We start from the raw sequence: 16590 nt of genomic DNA on the forward strand, positions 1-16590 counted from the left end.
ATATTTTAATTTTCTTAACAGACATGGCATTAAATATTGTTTGGATTTTATTTTTCATAATTGCTTTTGTAATTGCTATTATTAAATTTCTAGTTTTAGGAGATACAGAGATTTTTCGGACACTTACAGACGGCATATTTGATTCTGCAACAGTTTCTGTGATGGATGTCGGCCTGCCTTTAGCAGGTACGATGATTTTTTTCTTAGGATTAATGAATATTGCAGAAAAAGCAGGAGCCATCAACAAATTAGCAAGATTACTCAATCCATTTATGAAGCGCTTATTTCCACAAGTACCTGATAATCATCCAGCAATGGGCGAGATGGTCATGAATTTCAGTGCGAACATGTTGGGATTAGATAATGCAGCGACACCTTTTGGGCTTAAAGCAATGAAGAGTTTGCAAGATTTGAATCCAGATAAAGAAACTGCAAGTAATTCGCAGATCATGTTTTTAGTCCTCCATACGAGTGGTTTGACGATTATTCCTTTATCGATTATATCTTACAGGATGGCTGCAGGTTCTAAAGATCCAGCAAGTGTGTTTCTTGCTTGTGTGATGGGGACGGTATGTACAACTGTTGCAGCAATAATTTTGGTTGGAATTAAACAAAAATTGAAATGGGATAAGGTATTAATAGGCTGGTTATTAGGTATTATAATTGTGATCTCAAGTATACTTTTTTTCGTAGCACATCTATCAAATGAACAAAGAGATATTTTTACTAAAGTTGCTGGTAGTTTTATTTTGCTAACAATTATCGTAGGAATTATATTAGCTGGCGCGTATAAAAAAGTATCCGTTTTTGATGCATTTGTTGAAGGTGCCAAACAGGGTTTTGAAGTTATCATAAAAATCCTGCCTTATTTGGTGGGTATGTTAGTATCGATACGAGTCTTTAGAGATTGTGGAGCATTGGGATATATTACAGACGGAATTGCTTGGTTAATCAAACAAACTGGAGTGAATAGTGATTTTGTACCTTCCTTACCTGTGGCAATTATGAAACCATTTAGTGGAAGTGGAGCACGTGGATTAATGATAGACATTATGAAAACCTATGGACCGGATAGTTTCTTAGGTAAATTAGCTTGTACATTTCAAGGTTCCGCAGATACGACATTTTACATTATTGCATTGTATTTTGGAAGTGTTGGTATTAAAAAAGTACGTTATGCTGTTTGGGCTGGTATGGCAGCAGATATCATTGGTGTAATTGCCGCAATAATTATATCGTATATTATGTTCCATTAAAAAATCCAACTTACCAAAACTAAAAATATTTTTATGGCAATAGGCGTTCCTCCCAGAAAAGGCATCAGCCTTAATTTATCGGGGCTTGATGCAGATCAATTTGTTGCTATTGGAGTAAAACTATGTGAATCATTCGGATGGAAATGTAGTTATATTTACAAAGATGGATTTGTGGCTTATACTACATTTTCACTGCGTTCTTTTGGAGAAGAAATGCGATTTTCAGTTGAAGACGACGACGTTTTTATAGAAAGTAAGAGTACTGGATTACAATTGTTTGATCTTGGAAAAAATAAATCTAATTTAGAAAAATTCATTTCTCATTATAAAAATTTCCAAACTATAATTACCGCCAAAACGCAAGAGAATATTAATCAATTTGCAAAAAAAATCATTCTAGATTTGGAAGAAGAAGATTCTATTTTTCTCCAACCACCAAGCAATTTTAGAAATTCTATCGAGGATTTTGTTTCATTATTTGTCCCAACGAAAGGTTATACAGTTATTCCAATATTAGCAGATTTAAATATTATCGTATTTATCTTACTAACAATAACAGGTTCCGATTTAATACTTTCCAATGTTCAAACGCTATATGATTGGGGAGCAAACACCAAAATAGAAGTCAATAACGGTCAATATTGGAGATTGATAACTTCACTATTTTTACATGCAGGGATCGTGCATTTATTTTTCAATATGTGGGTACTGATATATATAGGATTATTATTAGAGCCTTATCTTAGAAAAACAAAAACGTTAATGCTTTATTTAATTTCAGGTATTAGCGCTAGTTTATCGAGTCATTTATTTAGACACGTACCTATCAGCGTAGGTGCATCTGGAGCTATATTTGGATTGATCGGAGGATTCCTTGCATTATTAGTTTCCGATGTTTTTGACAAAAATGTTCGTCGTTCTTATTTAATAGCCATTTCTATATTTGTAGTTTATAATTTACTGAGTGTTTTTTCCAATAATACAACTGTCGATAATGCCGCACATATAGGAGGATTAATTTCAGGTTTCATAGTCGGATACTTATACATCCCAACTATTAAATTTAATTATAATTCTAAAAAATGGAATATCGTTTATAGTATATTAGCAATACTATTTTTCGGAAGCGTTATATCATTTTTATATATCAAAAATAAAAATGTAGATAACTTCTCCTCTACTGAAGCACTTATGCAATATTCACTTAAAATGCGTGAATTAAATACAACATCCAATATGGCGATGAATGCATACGAATGGACGGATGACTTAACAGAAGAAGATTACAAAAAAAATCTGAAAGATATCGGTATTTACTTTTGGAATGAAGACTTAAGATTAATCCAAGAATTAAAGGAAACAAAGTTACCAGTCTACATTCAAAACTATAATGACCAACTCAAATTCTACTTTCAAACCAGAATCAAACAATTTGATTTAATATATCAGTCCGTACAAGATGACTCTGATGAATATGACGATAAATTGGATGCAATAGATAGTACTATTCAGATAAAATTGCGCTTAATTGATAAGATGGAACAACATATCAGCCAAACTTATTGATTATATACGATCCTTCATACCAGACACCCGATCAACTCTTAAAGCACAAGATTGAAGAAAAATAGTAGGATCCGATTGCACAATCACCTTCTCTTTAGCACGGGTCACACCTGTATATATCAATTCCCTAGTCAACAATTGACGTTGATCATTCATTGGTAAAACAATTAAGACTTCTGCAAATTCGGAACCTTGACTTTTATGTATAGTCATAGCAAAAACAGTATCTAAAGAAGCTATTAATGCAGGGTTTACAGACCGGATTTTTTCAGGTAACGTATTATCTGGAAACCACGCCTTACCATGTCTAATAATTCCAATATCACCGTTATATAGTTTCAGATCATAATTATTTTGCGTAACTATAATTGGTCTATTTTCATAAAATTCATTATCAGTACTCCTTGACAGTAATCCCTCACGAATTAAGTAATCTCTAATTTCGATATTTTTCGCAATCGTTCCATATTTACCATCCCTTACCGCACATAATACGCGTAGGCTTTCTAACTTATGTAAAGCATCAAATATACTCGGCTCCTTAATATACTCACTATAACTTGCTATAAAAGATTCAAATATAGATTTGGAATAAATTAGATCTATCGTCACTTCATTTTCTAATTTAGGGATTTCCATAAATGTATTTAATAAAATTACATCATTCTCAATAACAGCTTTACTTAACTTACCAATTCCCTTTTCTGAATTAAAACGATGGCTTTTCTCTAATTCAGTTATATGATCTATCAAAACAGAATTTTCATTTTGAGAAATAGGTATATTTTGTTTAAAATAAATAGAAAATAAATCAGTTATAGTTTTGGAATAATAGTTATTCACGGGTCTTATTTTACACAAATCCCCAAATATACTACCAGCTTCAACAGAAGCTAGTTGATTCTTATCACCTAATAAAACAACTTTAGTTTCAGGTCCTATAGCAGAAATAAACTTAGCGAAAAGAGCAGTATCAACCATAGAACATTCATCTACAATCAAGACATCGTAGGGTAAATAATTATCCGAATTATATTTAAAATAAATAGAATCACGTTGTGTACCCAACAATCGGTGCAAAGTCTGCGGTTCTAGTTCCCTTATTTTTAATTGTAAAGATTCCGACATTTTAGTTGCCGCATTAGCCAAACTTTCTGCCATCCGTACGGCGGCTTTTCCAGTTGGTGCAGTTAGACCTATTCGCAATTCGATATTCTCCATCAACATCCATTGTATCATTGTGGCCACCGTAGTTGTTTTTCCGGTACCAGGACCACCAGTCAAAATAAAAAATTGATGGATATAAGCCAAAACACAAGCAACAAATTGCCAATTATTTTCCTCAGTATTTACTTGAAAAGAGCGCAAAAAATGTTCAATATTACTTTTTAAAAATTCAACTTTGTCACTTATAAAATTTACGTCTTTCTTAATAATGTCTTTAATTTTTTCAACTATTATAGTTTCATATTTATAGTATCGTTGCAAATACAACCTTTCATGATCTAGAATAAAAGGGTAATTTAAGTTATCTTTACGCCCTATCAATGGAGATGATTCTAGAGCATCATAATTGATTTTTTTGGTATTCAAAGCATCTGGTAAATTATCTAGATTTATATCTTTTATATCTAAGCAAATGTTACCTTCTTCAATTTTTTTTGATAAGCTATAAATAAATGGCCAAATACTTTCATCAGGGAAATAACTTGCAAATTGAAGATGTATATCAGTTGACTTTACCATGATACAATAATACTAAATAAAAATAAAAAAGCGACCCCAAGAATGAGGTCGCGTGGTCGTTATCTCTATCACCTTAATAAAAACTATATTGATTTGTGTTTCTTATCCTCTTTAATATCTGCCAATTTCACTGCTAATAATAATGCCGTAACAAGTAATATAATTGTTCCCGCTAATGCTGTCCAGAAAAAATAATGATGAAAGTCCATCGGTTTAAATGCGCCATTTACATCCAAGAAAATCATTTTATGTAATATATTATTGGGATTATCCACCTTATATATAGGAGGTGCATCAGGAAGATTACCATTACCTTTTGGCATATCCTTTACACGAGCACTTTCTTCCTTTATAAAAGCGATAATATTTTTAATATCTTGATCTTTTAAATCAGGATGATCGGGCATTATTGTTTTTCCAAATTCTCCGAAAAGACGTACGGCAGCAGTATCTCCACCTTTAATCACGGTCTGAGAGGAATGTACAAAATTGATAATCCACGTTTCCGATCTTTCTTGATCCACATTCATCAAATCTGGGCCAACCACTTGTTTGCCAACAGCATGACAAGAAGTACATCTTTGAGTAAATATTTCCTTACCTGCCGCTGCATCTTGAGCATTTGCATATAATATAGTGCAAATACACCAACTTAATAACAAACCTATTTTTTTCATTCTATAATATTTTTTTAATATCTCTAATTAGATTTTGAATATCTTTTTTGTCCGTCCCTTCATAGTAACCTCTAATGTGACCACTCCGATCAATTAATGCAACTTTATCACTATGAATAAAATCATCTGCACCACCATCGCCATCACTAGCTGTCACAAATAATTGATTACGTGCATAACGGTAAAGTAATAGTTTACTACCCGTCAAAAGATGCCAAGTAGAATTCTCAATTCCAATAATTTGACTATAAGAATGTAGTTGTTGCGCAGAATCCCTTTCCGGATCAACTGTAAACGATACGATTTGCACATCACTATTTTTATCAAAAGCTTTTTCAACGACACGCATATTGGGCATTAGAATAGGACAAATAGTTTTACAATTGGAAAAAAAGTAATTAGCCACCCAAACTTTACCTTTTAGTTTTTGACTATCAAATAATTGTTGATTTTGATCTTCAAATTTGAAATCACCCACTACAAATTTTTCATTTGTATTATTTGCCAATTGATAATCTTTCCCATAGTAGGGTAATTCATCTACATTATTTTGATACCAATGAACCAATCCAAATGCCAATACAGGAAAGATTACTGCCAAACAGATAAATAGGAAAATAGAACTATGTTTTTTCATATTTAAACGTTTTAAAAAAATTATTTTGCTTGATCTTTATTTGAAGAGATTAAATTCACTGGGCTTTCAACATTGAATTTATTCTTTACAGGAGCGCTATATTTGAATACACTCATCAATGCAGGTATGTAAGAAAGGAAAATCAACAGCACCATCACCACCAACCAAGGTTTCATATTCAATAACAAACTCACTGGTTTTTCTTCATGCAACTCCTCGAATTCTGGTAATACCAATTCAGATTCATTTACTTTTTTACCCAAAGCAGTTCTATAAAACGCAATAAAGTATAGCACTGCTGCAGTTGTCATTATGATACCCCCAATCAATGCAATAGTTGCCGTAAATACCCAATGTGGATTATATAGAGGACTTTCAGGATTGGTATAAGATAAGCCCATATTGGTTCTTCTTGGCTCCCCCATCAAGCCTCCTGCCATCAATCCATGCGAAAAGAACATAATACCAATCATCCATAAGTAAGGACAAATAGTAACGAAACCTTCATTTTTAATCGGTTTACCTGATAAATGAGAATACATATAAATACTCATTCCCAAAATAGCAAGCAAAACTGGACCAGCAACAGTCATGTGAAAATGACCAGGAACCCAAGCAGTATTATGTACGACGGAATTCAAACTATAAGAGGCATTTACAATACCACTCAATCCTCCAAAAACAAATATGATCAATCCACAAATTAAATATCCAAATAGGAAATTTTTCTTTTGGAAATAAGGCTGATCTTTCACCCATCCCATCAAGGATTTATTTCCTCTCCTTCTAGCACCATATTCCAATGTTGCTGCAATATTGAAAGCCGTCATAAAACTTGGAATTGCTACTCCAAATGTCATAATCGATTGATACAATTTAACCGTTGGTGAAAAAACTGGTTCGGAAAATTGATGGTGAACTCCAATAGGAATAGAAAGAACTAAGAATAAAAGAAATGCTAATCTTCCGGCATTTTCAGAGTATAGTTTGCTTCCTGCTACTTTAGGCAATACTGTGTAAAACATGATATATGCAGGAAGCAACCAAAAATATACTAATGGATGACCAAACATCCAAAACAACATTCTAGTTAATGGTACATTCAATGAATTGGTTAATCCCATACTCCATGGAGTCAACAATACTAAAACAGAATAGGCAACTGGAATAGAACAAGTCAACCAAATTGTAAAATTAACGAAAGTCCCAAGTACACCTAAAGGCATTTTCTTATTTGGATTTTCTTTTTTCCATTCAAACCAGATTTTTATCCATCCAAAAAATCCAAACCAACTACCTACGATTAGCAAAGCAGTTCCTATATAAAATAAAGGGTGGGCTTTCAAGGGGCATAGAACGTATAGAGAACTTGTGCCTTGCCAATCAACATAGTGTATGCATCCATCAAAGTACCGATAATCATTAACCACATTCCTATTTTATAGGACCATTTTGGTGGTTCTTTTTTCAAATAATGGGTTATGGTTACATGACCAAATGCCACGGCAAAAAATGTAGTCAAGACTATCGCATTAATCACGCCATGCATCGTCAGGCCTTGATAATAATTTAATTTCAAAAAAGAAGCTTGAGATAATATACCAGAGCGATATAATACCTGCATCAATCCATTGTAAATCCCTAAAATAAATAGCGTCATAGGAAAAAACAAGGTTATTAATATTGTATTTTTATAAGATTTAGAAACTTTCATCTTGTAATTATTTATAAGTAACTTTAATATCTCCCATCATATTTTGGTGTCCAGCACCACAATATTCGTGGCACACCACATGATAGACTCCTGGCTCATCGAAATGAATTGTTTTTTTGGTAACTCCACCGGGTACTGCCATCAAATTGATATCCTTTCTAGCTATATCAAATCCGTGTACTACATCTGTACTTGTCAAATATAAATCTACCGTACTCCCTGCTGGCACACTTATGTCACTGGGCTCAAATGTCCACATATGCGCTATCGCATATATTTCATAACGCAGACTATCGACTTTTTTAACTTGAGGCTTTTCATAGTTTGTACTAAATGGAGTACAAGCAGGCACATCAATTTTTCGGCTAAAAACATTGTATAAAATTGCAAATAGAAATAATCCCATCAGACAACCTGTGATTAGAATAATTCTTTGTTCGTATTTGTTCATTTGAAATAGTTTAAGAATGTCTTTCTAATTGAATATTGTAAATACCAAACCAAACCAAAGCAGATAACAGCAATAATAGTAAAAAGAAAACTATAGCGCCTTTTGGTCGGAAATTTTCATCAAATGAATCATGTTCTTTGTCCATAGTTGATATATTTTATTAAGTGATAAGAATAGAATCCCCTAGTAAAGCATTTTACATACTCTACGTAGACTAAAAATTTATATTGTTACTATATTATTTTTTCAAATTATCTTTGATAGTAGTCTGAATATTGTCCAATATTTTTTGTGATTGACAATTACATTTTTTGCAATTTTGACATTCTCCTTGGTTTACTTCTGCGATAGATTTGGCATTCGTTACAGACAAGTCATTTTGTAATTTGTCGAGTCCGATACTATTATCTTTTTCCTTATTCATATTCCCTCCTATTATGTAGTGGTAAATGTCTTTTTCTTTAATAGTGTAAAGGTAGAAGCCTTCGATATCTTGGGCAATCGCACAAATACGATACTTCATAATTTTAAAAAAAATGACAAACCAGAGACGATACGCAATAAAAAAAGCGATACTATTCGTATCGCTCTCAGTATAAAATACATTTTCTTTTAATCCTTTACAAAAAGACTTTTACATGCGCAATATCCCAAATCACTACTCTGACAAGAGGTTCTACACACGCCATGTTTCATTGCATAATTAACCAATTCTATTTTGGTTTTTAAATTCAATTTGAGAAGCAAATCTCTTGTATAGGTATCAATAGTACGCTTACTCAAACTTAAAATATCTCCAATTTCTTTATTTGATTTTCCTTCGCAAGTGTGTTGTATAATATTTATTTCAACTGATTTAAGCTCTTCCATTAAAGACGGTGTATGCTTTTCTTTAATCAAACGCATTCCGTCTTTTTCCCATTTTTGAAAATATGTCCCATCAAAATATGTACCTCCTTTTTGTAATATTTCCATAGCGACAACAACATCTTCTTTTATTTTGGAACAATAACCATTAACCCTTAGATCTTGTAAAAGCTTTGGCATTTCTGGTTGAAAAATTGCAGAGATGGCAAGTATTTTAGAATATTTATTTCTTTTCTGTAAAACTTTGATGGCCTCGACTCCCGATATCACAGGCATATATAATTCTACTATGAGTATATCTGCAGGAGTATTTTGTTGATCTTCTATTAATTCCAAACCATTAGCAGCACAAAACAAAACTTTTCTATCACTACGTACACAGATCTCACTAATTAAAGTAGAGCGATATAAAGTATCAGAATCAGCAACACCTAAAGTCAACATATTGTATAAAATTTAAGGTTTCGTCGATCGTTCAACGAGAGATAACAATATGCAAAATTACCAACTCTATAAATGTGCAATAATTGTATTCATTATTCCAATTGATTTTTGTCAATATATTCGAAATTAAAATTGAATACTAAAAATTATTTTTTAAAATATGGCATATGTACATCATTGAATTGATTTTGACTATTATCCCAATTCGTTAATATCTCAGTTCTTTTTTTATTTACATTATTATTGGTATTATTATAAGTATTAACTGCCACATTGATATCATTAACTGATTTATTATAGGCGTCAACGTCTTGCTTAGTTCTGTCTTTAGGAGATTTCGCCTCAAATGTCTTTTTCAGTTTACTAAAATTATCTTCTTTGATAAACATATCCGTCATTTTAGGTACGTCATTTTGTGCCATTGATTTATAAAAATTTAAAACTTGAGCACAAGCAATAGCAAGATTAGCATCTCCTGACAAAGCTCTTAAACTATCTGATTTTAATGCTTGTAAACCCTCTTCCGCATATTTAATAAGAGAATTCCTAGCTTGTTCGGCATCATTTATTTTCTTTTTGTTAATTGCTTCCGTCAATTTACTATCCATCCAATTGCATTTAAAAAACACTAAAAACATATCATTGGTATAGTGTTGCAACTTGTTAGCAATTTCCATTTTATCTCCAAGTTCACTTCTCTGAGAGGTAAGTTTTACATTATTTCTATAGGCAAATTGTAAAGTACTATCATGCATTTTATTAAAAGCTTCCCCCAATTTTTGAGCGATTTTTTCTTTTAAAAGGATATAAGCTTGCATCTCATCAAAACTCTGCTCCGCAATTTCTTCCTTGTTAACCAATTTAGCATAGTCGTCATTAAAAACGTAATAGACTACGTCAATATAACTTACACTAGATTTTTTCAAACTAGCATCTCCCTTATAATAAGGAAGGCTCAATATTTTAGATTTACACTCTTGAATACCTTCAACCGTTTTAAGTCTTAGTTTTTCCACTTTTCTAGCTCTACGACCATGTGCAACAGCACTTAGGTAGGTCATATAGTTAGCATTCATTTCAGTTTCCGCAGTCGAAATAGCATTCATATAACTTACAGGATCATTGTAGGTCTGTGCAGTAGTAGTTTTTAAGAGCGCTATAAAAATAAGAAGCAATGGGAATTTACATTTCATAAGTATTAGTTTTAAAATTTTTATTTTTAAAAAAATTATTTTATCATTTTTAAAGCGAGCATATAAGTCATTTGAATATAAGGGTCATGGGTCAAAATTTTTATCCAAACATCATTAGCTTCCTTTAGGTCGCTATTCATGTTTATTTTTTCTTGCGCTTCTCCTTTATTAATGACTTTATAAATTGGATTGTCATGCCCTATGGAATCAACATCAATATTATTTTCTCTATATTGAGCAATGTAAGTTTGCATATTTAGGGGATATCAATAAATTCAGATTGCTTGTGCTCAGTACTAATTATTTTATTTAATTCCGTAAAATAATTAGATTTCATCATGGCACTATCGGCGTAGGATTGGAATTTGGGTAAAGGGTATCCAAATGGTTTATAATATTTATTTCCCGCAATTCTATCCGGTTTTAGTGCATACGGTTCATCTCCTTCATATTGAGGATAAATAGAACTTAAATCTGGCAAAACTACATCTGGCGCCACACCATAAAACTGTGCCATACTACCATCTACTCGGTATAGTTTCATGGACGTAATTTTTAAATATTCTTGTTTTAAACTATCCAATTCATTGTATTTTTCAAGATTAACCGTCGTATCTAAGGGAATAATTAATTGTCCTGTGGCTTTTCCATAACTACGTGAGCCAACAACTAGTGCTCGGTTATAATCCTGTAGGGCAGCTGCAACAATCTCAGACGCCGATGCACTATAACCGTTAATCATATATAATAATGGGCCATCATAGACAGTTCCTCGATTAACGTCATTTAATAAAGTATTCTTTTCATTACGCACATGCATAATTCCTATTGGCCCTGCATCAATAAAAATTCCCGCCAACTCTGCTGCCTCACTCACACTACCGCCACCATTAAATCTCACATCAAGAATTAATGCATCAATATTTGCCTCTTTTAGTTTTACAATTTCCTTAGCTACATCATTGGCACATCCATCTATATTTTCTTCATGTTCCCAATCTTTATAAAAGGCAGGAAGCGAAATATAGCCGATCGTCTTCTCTCCTTTTAGAATAAAACTTTTGACTTTATTATCATCATCTTCCGTATTTTCAGACCTTGTAAGGTTGACAATCCGTTCACTTCCATCTTGTTTTTTGAGAAATAATGTTAACTTACTATGGTTATCTTGGTTTAATAATTCACTAATTTCTTGTGCAGAAGCATCACTTACATCAACTGCATTTTTATTTTCCCATTGTAATCGATTGATTTTATCGCCTTTATTAATTTGTCCACTTTTAAACGCCACACTTCCTGGAATTAATTTATCAATAATCGCTATATCATTCTCGTCATTATCCAAACTAAAACCAAATATCATAGTTTTTTGACCTAATTCTTCTTCTAAATCTTCTTTCTCCGCTAAAGACATATAATTAGTATGAGGATCATAGCAAGAAGCAATAGTTTGGCAATAATAATCGCCTAATTCCTTAATCGTTCCATTAGGAGATTCTAAAAAATTTCTAATTACATGCTTATACACTTTTGCAGCCTTTTTCCGATACACCACATCCAAACTATCAATTTGCTTTTGAGTAGGATTTGAATTTTGCTCAACAATATGAGTTAATGTATATTTTTTAAGTGTTTTTCTGATTTTATCTATCCATAGTTTATCATCTTTTGCATAACAAGTATCTTCTGTTACAGTAAACGTTTCCTTTATTTTGTAGTTAAATGGACTCTTTAAAATATTCGTAATTATTGAATCAGCTCTTTTTAGCCTTGTTACAAATAGTTGAGAAGAAATTTCAAAAAAACTATATTTTTTAGTCCTAATTTCATCATCAATTACATCTTGATATTCTCTTAATTTCTGTATATCCTCTTCTGTAAAAAAAATTTTACTTTCATCCAATGTACCTAAAAAACTTTTCCATATATCATTGGAAAAATGGTTATCCATAGCTCGAGGTTGCACGTGATATTTTTCTGCTAACCAATAGATTGAATATGCAGATTGAGCAATCTGAACATAATGCTTATTGTTTTGGGCGAGAATATTTAGGGAAAATAAAATTCCGATACACAAATGAAATAATATTTTCATATAAAAAGTTAGTATTGATATTTTACAAAATAAAACTATTTAAGACGAACCCAAATAGTTTTATTTTTATTTTTTTATAGTTAGTTCATTTTTATTCATTCAAATAAATAATATCCTTAGGCGACAAATAGATATCAATCGAATTTCCTGCTTTAAAATATCTAAATGGCGTAGTTATTTTTACTAAGGTTTGATCTATAGACACGACCAATTCATATTGTGCACCCATAAAGTGTACTTCTGTAATTTTTCCTTTTAGATTCGCATTTTCTGCATCCACTATAGAAAATGATTCTGGACGCACAACTATAATTTTATGTTTTTCTACTTCTGTAATTTTCGATAAAAAGTTTTTAATTCCGGATTTGATAATATTATAGTTACCTGTCAATTGCGCTATGTAAAGATTAGCAGGAGTTCTGTATATTTCTTCAGGTGATCCTTGTTGTACAATCTCGCCATTTTGCATCACTATAATTTTATCTGCCCAAGCCAAAATGTCTTTTGGATTATGGGAAACCATCAAAACGGAAATATTCCATTTTGCCTGAATTGCTTGAATTATAGTCTGAAGCGTGGACTTGTGAATTGGATCCAAGTTAGAATATGGCTCATCCAACAATAACAATTCCGGTTGCATAGAGATCAAGCGAGCCAAAGCAATACGTTGCTTCTCTCCTCCTGATAATTGATTGGTTTTGCGTTTTAATAGATGGTTAATGTGACAGATTTTGTATAAATCTTTTGCTACATTTTCCTCTAGCGTATTGGCATATTCCAATGCTTGCTCCACACGTAAATGAATGGGAAGATCAAAATGTTGCGACAAATACGCAATTTTTTCATGTCCAGCGATAAGCTTTTCGTCAGGGCCTAAAATCTTTTTGTTATACAGTGCTGCGTATCCATTATCTGTTTGAATAAGACCACCAATAATTTTTAATAAGGTACTTTTTCCAGAGCCTGTTTCGCCAATAATAGCGACATTTTCACTTTTTTCTTGTTGAAAGGAAACCTTTTTGAGAGCTTCTGTTTTTCCTATCAATTTGGATATATTGTGTACTTCTAAAAACTGCATGAGTCAAAGATAATCGTTGAAATAACGCAACTCTATTTTTACGAAAAAATAATATTATAAAATTACTTAATTGATTATTTCAAATATTCTAATCCTTTGGTTCCCAATTTATTAAATACTCTTCTCGCACTTAAAAATTGGCTTCCATGATAAGCATCATAATCGGATGCATCGGGGTACAAACTAGAAATTTTAACAAATCCTGTAGCTTGTATATACTTTCCATCTCCAATATACATGGCGACGTGCGTCACTTTATCCGAACCATCCTTTCTTTTCGTGCCGAAAAACATCAAGTCACCTTTTTGTAACGTTTTAATAGCTTTTTGCAAATCAACTTTTCCATTTACCTGAATATCAATTGATTCTCCATTTAATGCTTGTTGAGAAGCATCACGATCCAAATAAATACCATTCAAGAAAAAGCTCGTGCGCATAAATCCGCTACAATCCACCCCTTTAGTGGAAGTTCCACCCCATAAATAAGGCGTACCTAAAAGAGACTCTGCAGAAGCTAACACATGATCAAAGTCTGGCTTTCTAGTTTTGAGCCATTTTGCATAAGGCATAGCTTCTTTTTTAGATACAAAAGCGGTTTTACCATCTGGATATCTTACTTCGTAAAACTTTCCTTTTTTACCCAAATATTCCAATAAATCGCCTGCTACCAGATCCGATACGGGCATCGACTTTTTAGAAGATTCCGAATAAGTGGTTCCATATTTTTCATTATAAATAATTTTAGGAGTGGCATTCCATTTTTCTTGTTCGGCTCTTGTTACAGGAAAAATGCCCGCACCCTCTGCATAAGAAATATAATTATCGGGAGTTTTACATATAAAATAACCATCTATTGTATCCAAAATTTCTACAGAAGTCCCCAATAATGCCTGTGTAACCAATTCCGAACGCTGCGCTGGAGCCGCTCTATGATTGCTTACGGAAAGATTGACAATTCCATAGTTTTTACCATTGGCAAATGCTACAGGCAATAACTTCTCATGTGTATTGATTCCTTTGGGTAATTGACTTTTCAACAGGTTGATGGCATTTTGATCTGTAGAGACAATACTTACAGATCCATCTTCTAACAATTTTGATTCAAAAAAATTAGATTGTTTATCTGGTTGAATGTTTGCCCATATTTTATTAGAAATACTATCGATCGTAGATTGTTGCAATGATTGAGCTTGTATTGACATAATAACCAAATTAAAAAGTAGAAGAAATAGCCATTTAATTTTCATTTATCAAAGATAAAAAAAGAGAACAATAAGTTTATTGTTCTCTTTTATATGTTTTGTTAAACGAAAAATTATCTCCTACTATAGTTAGGTGCCTCTTTCGTAATATCAATATCATGAGCGTGACTTTCTTGCATACCTGCATTCGTAATCTGAACAAAAGTTGCTTTTTGCAAATCTTCTACAGTGCGAGCACCGCAATATCCCATTCCTGACCTCAAACCACCAATGAATTGAGCAATCACTTCATGCAAATAACCTTTGTAAGGTACACGACCTTCAATACCTTCTGGTACTAATTTTTTGGCATCATTACTTTCTTGGAAATAACGATCTTTACTACCATTGGCCATAGACATAGCACCAATACTACCCATACCGCGGTATTGTTTGAATTTACGACCTTCGTAAATGATCGTTTCTCCAGGGCTTTCTTCCACTCCTGCAAAAATACTACCCATCATAACAGTCTGTGCACCAGCAGCTAAGGCCTTAACCATATCTCCTGTATAACGAATACCTCCATCTCCAATTATAGGAATTCCGGTTCCTTTCAAAGCATTCGAGGTTTCCATAATTGCTGTCAATTGTGGTACGCCAGCTCCTGCAACAATACGTGTAGTACAAATAGAACCAGGTCCGATACCCACTTTCACCGCATCCGCACCTGCATCAGCCAAAGCTTTCGCACCAGCAGCAGTAGCAACATTACCTGCGATAACTTGTAATTTAGGGAAAGTTTTTTTCAATAGTTGTAAAGAATCTATAACACCTTTACTATGGCCATGTGCACTATCCAAACCAACTATGTCTACACCTACATTGATCAAAGCCTCAGCTCTTTCTAGCATATCTTGTGTGATACCCAATGCGGCCCCCACCAATAATCTACCATAATTATCTTTGATACTATTAGGGAAATTTTTCAATTGTAAAATATCTCTATAAGTAACCAATCCAATTAATTCACCTTTTTTACCTACAACCGGAAGTTTCTCAATTTTATATTGATGTAGAATTTTTTCTGCTTTTTTAAGATCGATACCTTCTTTCGCGGTAATTAAGTTTTCGGAAGTCATCACTTCAGAAACTTTTTTAGCTTTTTTAGTTTCAAAACGTAAATCACGATTTGTAAGAATGCCGACTAATAATTTTTTTGAATCTACTATTGGAATACCACCAATCTTATTTTCTCTCATCAAGCCCAATGCATCTCCGATCGTAGCATCTTCATGTAAAGTAATCGGATCAAGGATCAAACCGCTCTCACTTCTTTTGACCTTACGCACTTGCTCCGCCTGTTGCTCGATCGTCATATTCTTATGCAGAATACCGATACCACCTTCTCTCGCCAATGCGATAGCCAGACTTGCTTCTGTAACAGTATCCATCGCAGAGGATAAAATGGGTAAATTCAGGGAAATTTCTTTAGTTAATTGACTTTTGATGCTTACTTCTTTTGGTAAAACATCGCTGTATCCAGGCATTAACAGTACGTCATCAAATGTAAGGCCTGTACCAAACAATCGTTGTTCGTAATCACGATTGGTTTCTGAAGAGGATTTTTTCGTTGCCATGTGCAAAGGTAAAGCACAACAACAACTCCTTCCAAATATTTTTTA

Annotated in this window: 15 protein-coding genes and 1 pseudogene; 2 read left to right on the forward strand and 14 right to left on the reverse strand. The window is 32.9% G+C overall.

Annotation, left to right across the window (positions count from 1 at the left end):
• Window positions 1–23 precede the first annotated feature (23 nt).
• Window positions 24–1256: a nucleoside recognition domain-containing protein gene (locus E0W69_RS12050; protein WP_131330308.1), complete on the forward strand. Its 1233-nt coding sequence runs from the start codon at window positions 24–26 to the stop codon at window positions 1254–1256.
• Window positions 1257–1289: 33 nt separating this feature from the next.
• A complete protein-coding gene (locus E0W69_RS12055; RefSeq protein WP_131330309.1) occupies window positions 1290–2822 on the forward strand; it encodes a rhomboid family intramembrane serine protease in 1533 nt (510 codons plus the stop codon).
• On the opposite strand, the gene recD is transcribed toward E0W69_RS12055, so the two are convergent.
• From recD to guaB, 14 genes and pseudogenes are all read right to left on the reverse strand, one after another.
• Window positions 2823–4568 carry an exodeoxyribonuclease V subunit alpha gene (recD, locus tag E0W69_RS12060; RefSeq protein WP_131330310.1) on the reverse strand — a complete coding sequence of 582 codons (1746 nt, stop codon included), beginning with the start codon at window positions 4566–4568 and terminating at the stop codon, window positions 2823–2825.
• 83 nt (window positions 4569–4651) lie between these two features.
• A complete protein-coding gene (locus E0W69_RS12065) occupies window positions 4652–5245 on the reverse strand; it encodes a c-type cytochrome (RefSeq protein WP_131330311.1) in 594 nt (197 codons plus the stop codon).
• A gap of 1 nt (window position 5246) precedes the next feature.
• The gene (locus E0W69_RS12070; RefSeq protein WP_131330312.1) at window positions 5247–5882 is read right to left on the reverse strand and encodes an SCO family protein; all 636 of its coding nucleotides are present in this window, start codon (window positions 5880–5882) and stop codon (window positions 5247–5249) included.
• 20 nt (window positions 5883–5902) lie between these two features.
• Window positions 5903–7596, reverse strand: a pseudogene (locus tag E0W69_RS12075) (cbb3-type cytochrome c oxidase subunit I).
• Window positions 7597–7603: 7 nt separating this feature from the next.
• Complete coding sequence (locus E0W69_RS12085; protein ID WP_131330315.1) at window positions 7604–8047, reverse strand: cupredoxin domain-containing protein; 444 nt, start codon at window positions 8045–8047, stop codon at window positions 7604–7606.
• A gap of 10 nt (window positions 8048–8057) precedes the next feature.
• Window positions 8058–8192: a hypothetical protein gene (locus E0W69_RS20710; RefSeq protein WP_255478200.1), complete on the reverse strand. Its 135-nt coding sequence runs from the start codon at window positions 8190–8192 to the stop codon at window positions 8058–8060.
• A gap of 93 nt (window positions 8193–8285) precedes the next feature.
• Entirely contained in the window at window positions 8286–8570 is a 285-nt protein-coding gene (locus E0W69_RS12090) for a hypothetical protein (protein ID WP_131330316.1), read from the reverse strand.
• An 89-nt stretch (window positions 8571–8659) separates the two neighbouring features.
• The gene (locus tag E0W69_RS12095) at window positions 8660–9358 is read right to left on the reverse strand and encodes a response regulator transcription factor (protein WP_131330317.1); all 699 of its coding nucleotides are present in this window, start codon (window positions 9356–9358) and stop codon (window positions 8660–8662) included.
• A 146-nt stretch (window positions 9359–9504) separates the two neighbouring features.
• Window positions 9505–10551, reverse strand: a complete 1047-nt coding sequence (locus tag E0W69_RS12100) for a hypothetical protein (RefSeq protein WP_131330318.1) — start codon at window positions 10549–10551, stop codon at window positions 9505–9507.
• A 35-nt stretch (window positions 10552–10586) separates the two neighbouring features.
• On the reverse strand, window positions 10587–10805 hold the full coding sequence (locus E0W69_RS12105) for a hypothetical protein (RefSeq protein ID WP_131330319.1): 219 nt from the start codon (window positions 10803–10805) through the stop codon (window positions 10587–10589).
• A gap of 2 nt (window positions 10806–10807) precedes the next feature.
• A complete protein-coding gene (locus tag E0W69_RS12110) occupies window positions 10808–12646 on the reverse strand; it encodes a S41 family peptidase (protein ID WP_131330320.1) in 1839 nt (612 codons plus the stop codon).
• A gap of 91 nt (window positions 12647–12737) precedes the next feature.
• Complete coding sequence (locus tag E0W69_RS12115) at window positions 12738–13724, reverse strand: ABC transporter ATP-binding protein (protein WP_131330321.1); 987 nt, start codon at window positions 13722–13724, stop codon at window positions 12738–12740.
• Between the two features lie 74 nt (window positions 13725–13798).
• Window positions 13799–14926 carry a C40 family peptidase gene (locus tag E0W69_RS12120; RefSeq protein ID WP_191967830.1) on the reverse strand — a complete coding sequence of 376 codons (1128 nt, stop codon included), beginning with the start codon at window positions 14924–14926 and terminating at the stop codon, window positions 13799–13801.
• A 113-nt stretch (window positions 14927–15039) separates the two neighbouring features.
• Complete coding sequence (gene guaB, locus E0W69_RS12125) at window positions 15040–16545, reverse strand: IMP dehydrogenase (RefSeq protein WP_131330323.1); 1506 nt, start codon at window positions 16543–16545, stop codon at window positions 15040–15042.
• Window positions 16546–16590 lie beyond the last annotated feature (45 nt).

The sequence above is a fragment of the Rhizosphaericola mali genome (assembly GCF_004337365.2).
Lineage (GTDB): Bacteria > Bacteroidota > Bacteroidia > Chitinophagales > Chitinophagaceae > Rhizosphaericola > Rhizosphaericola mali.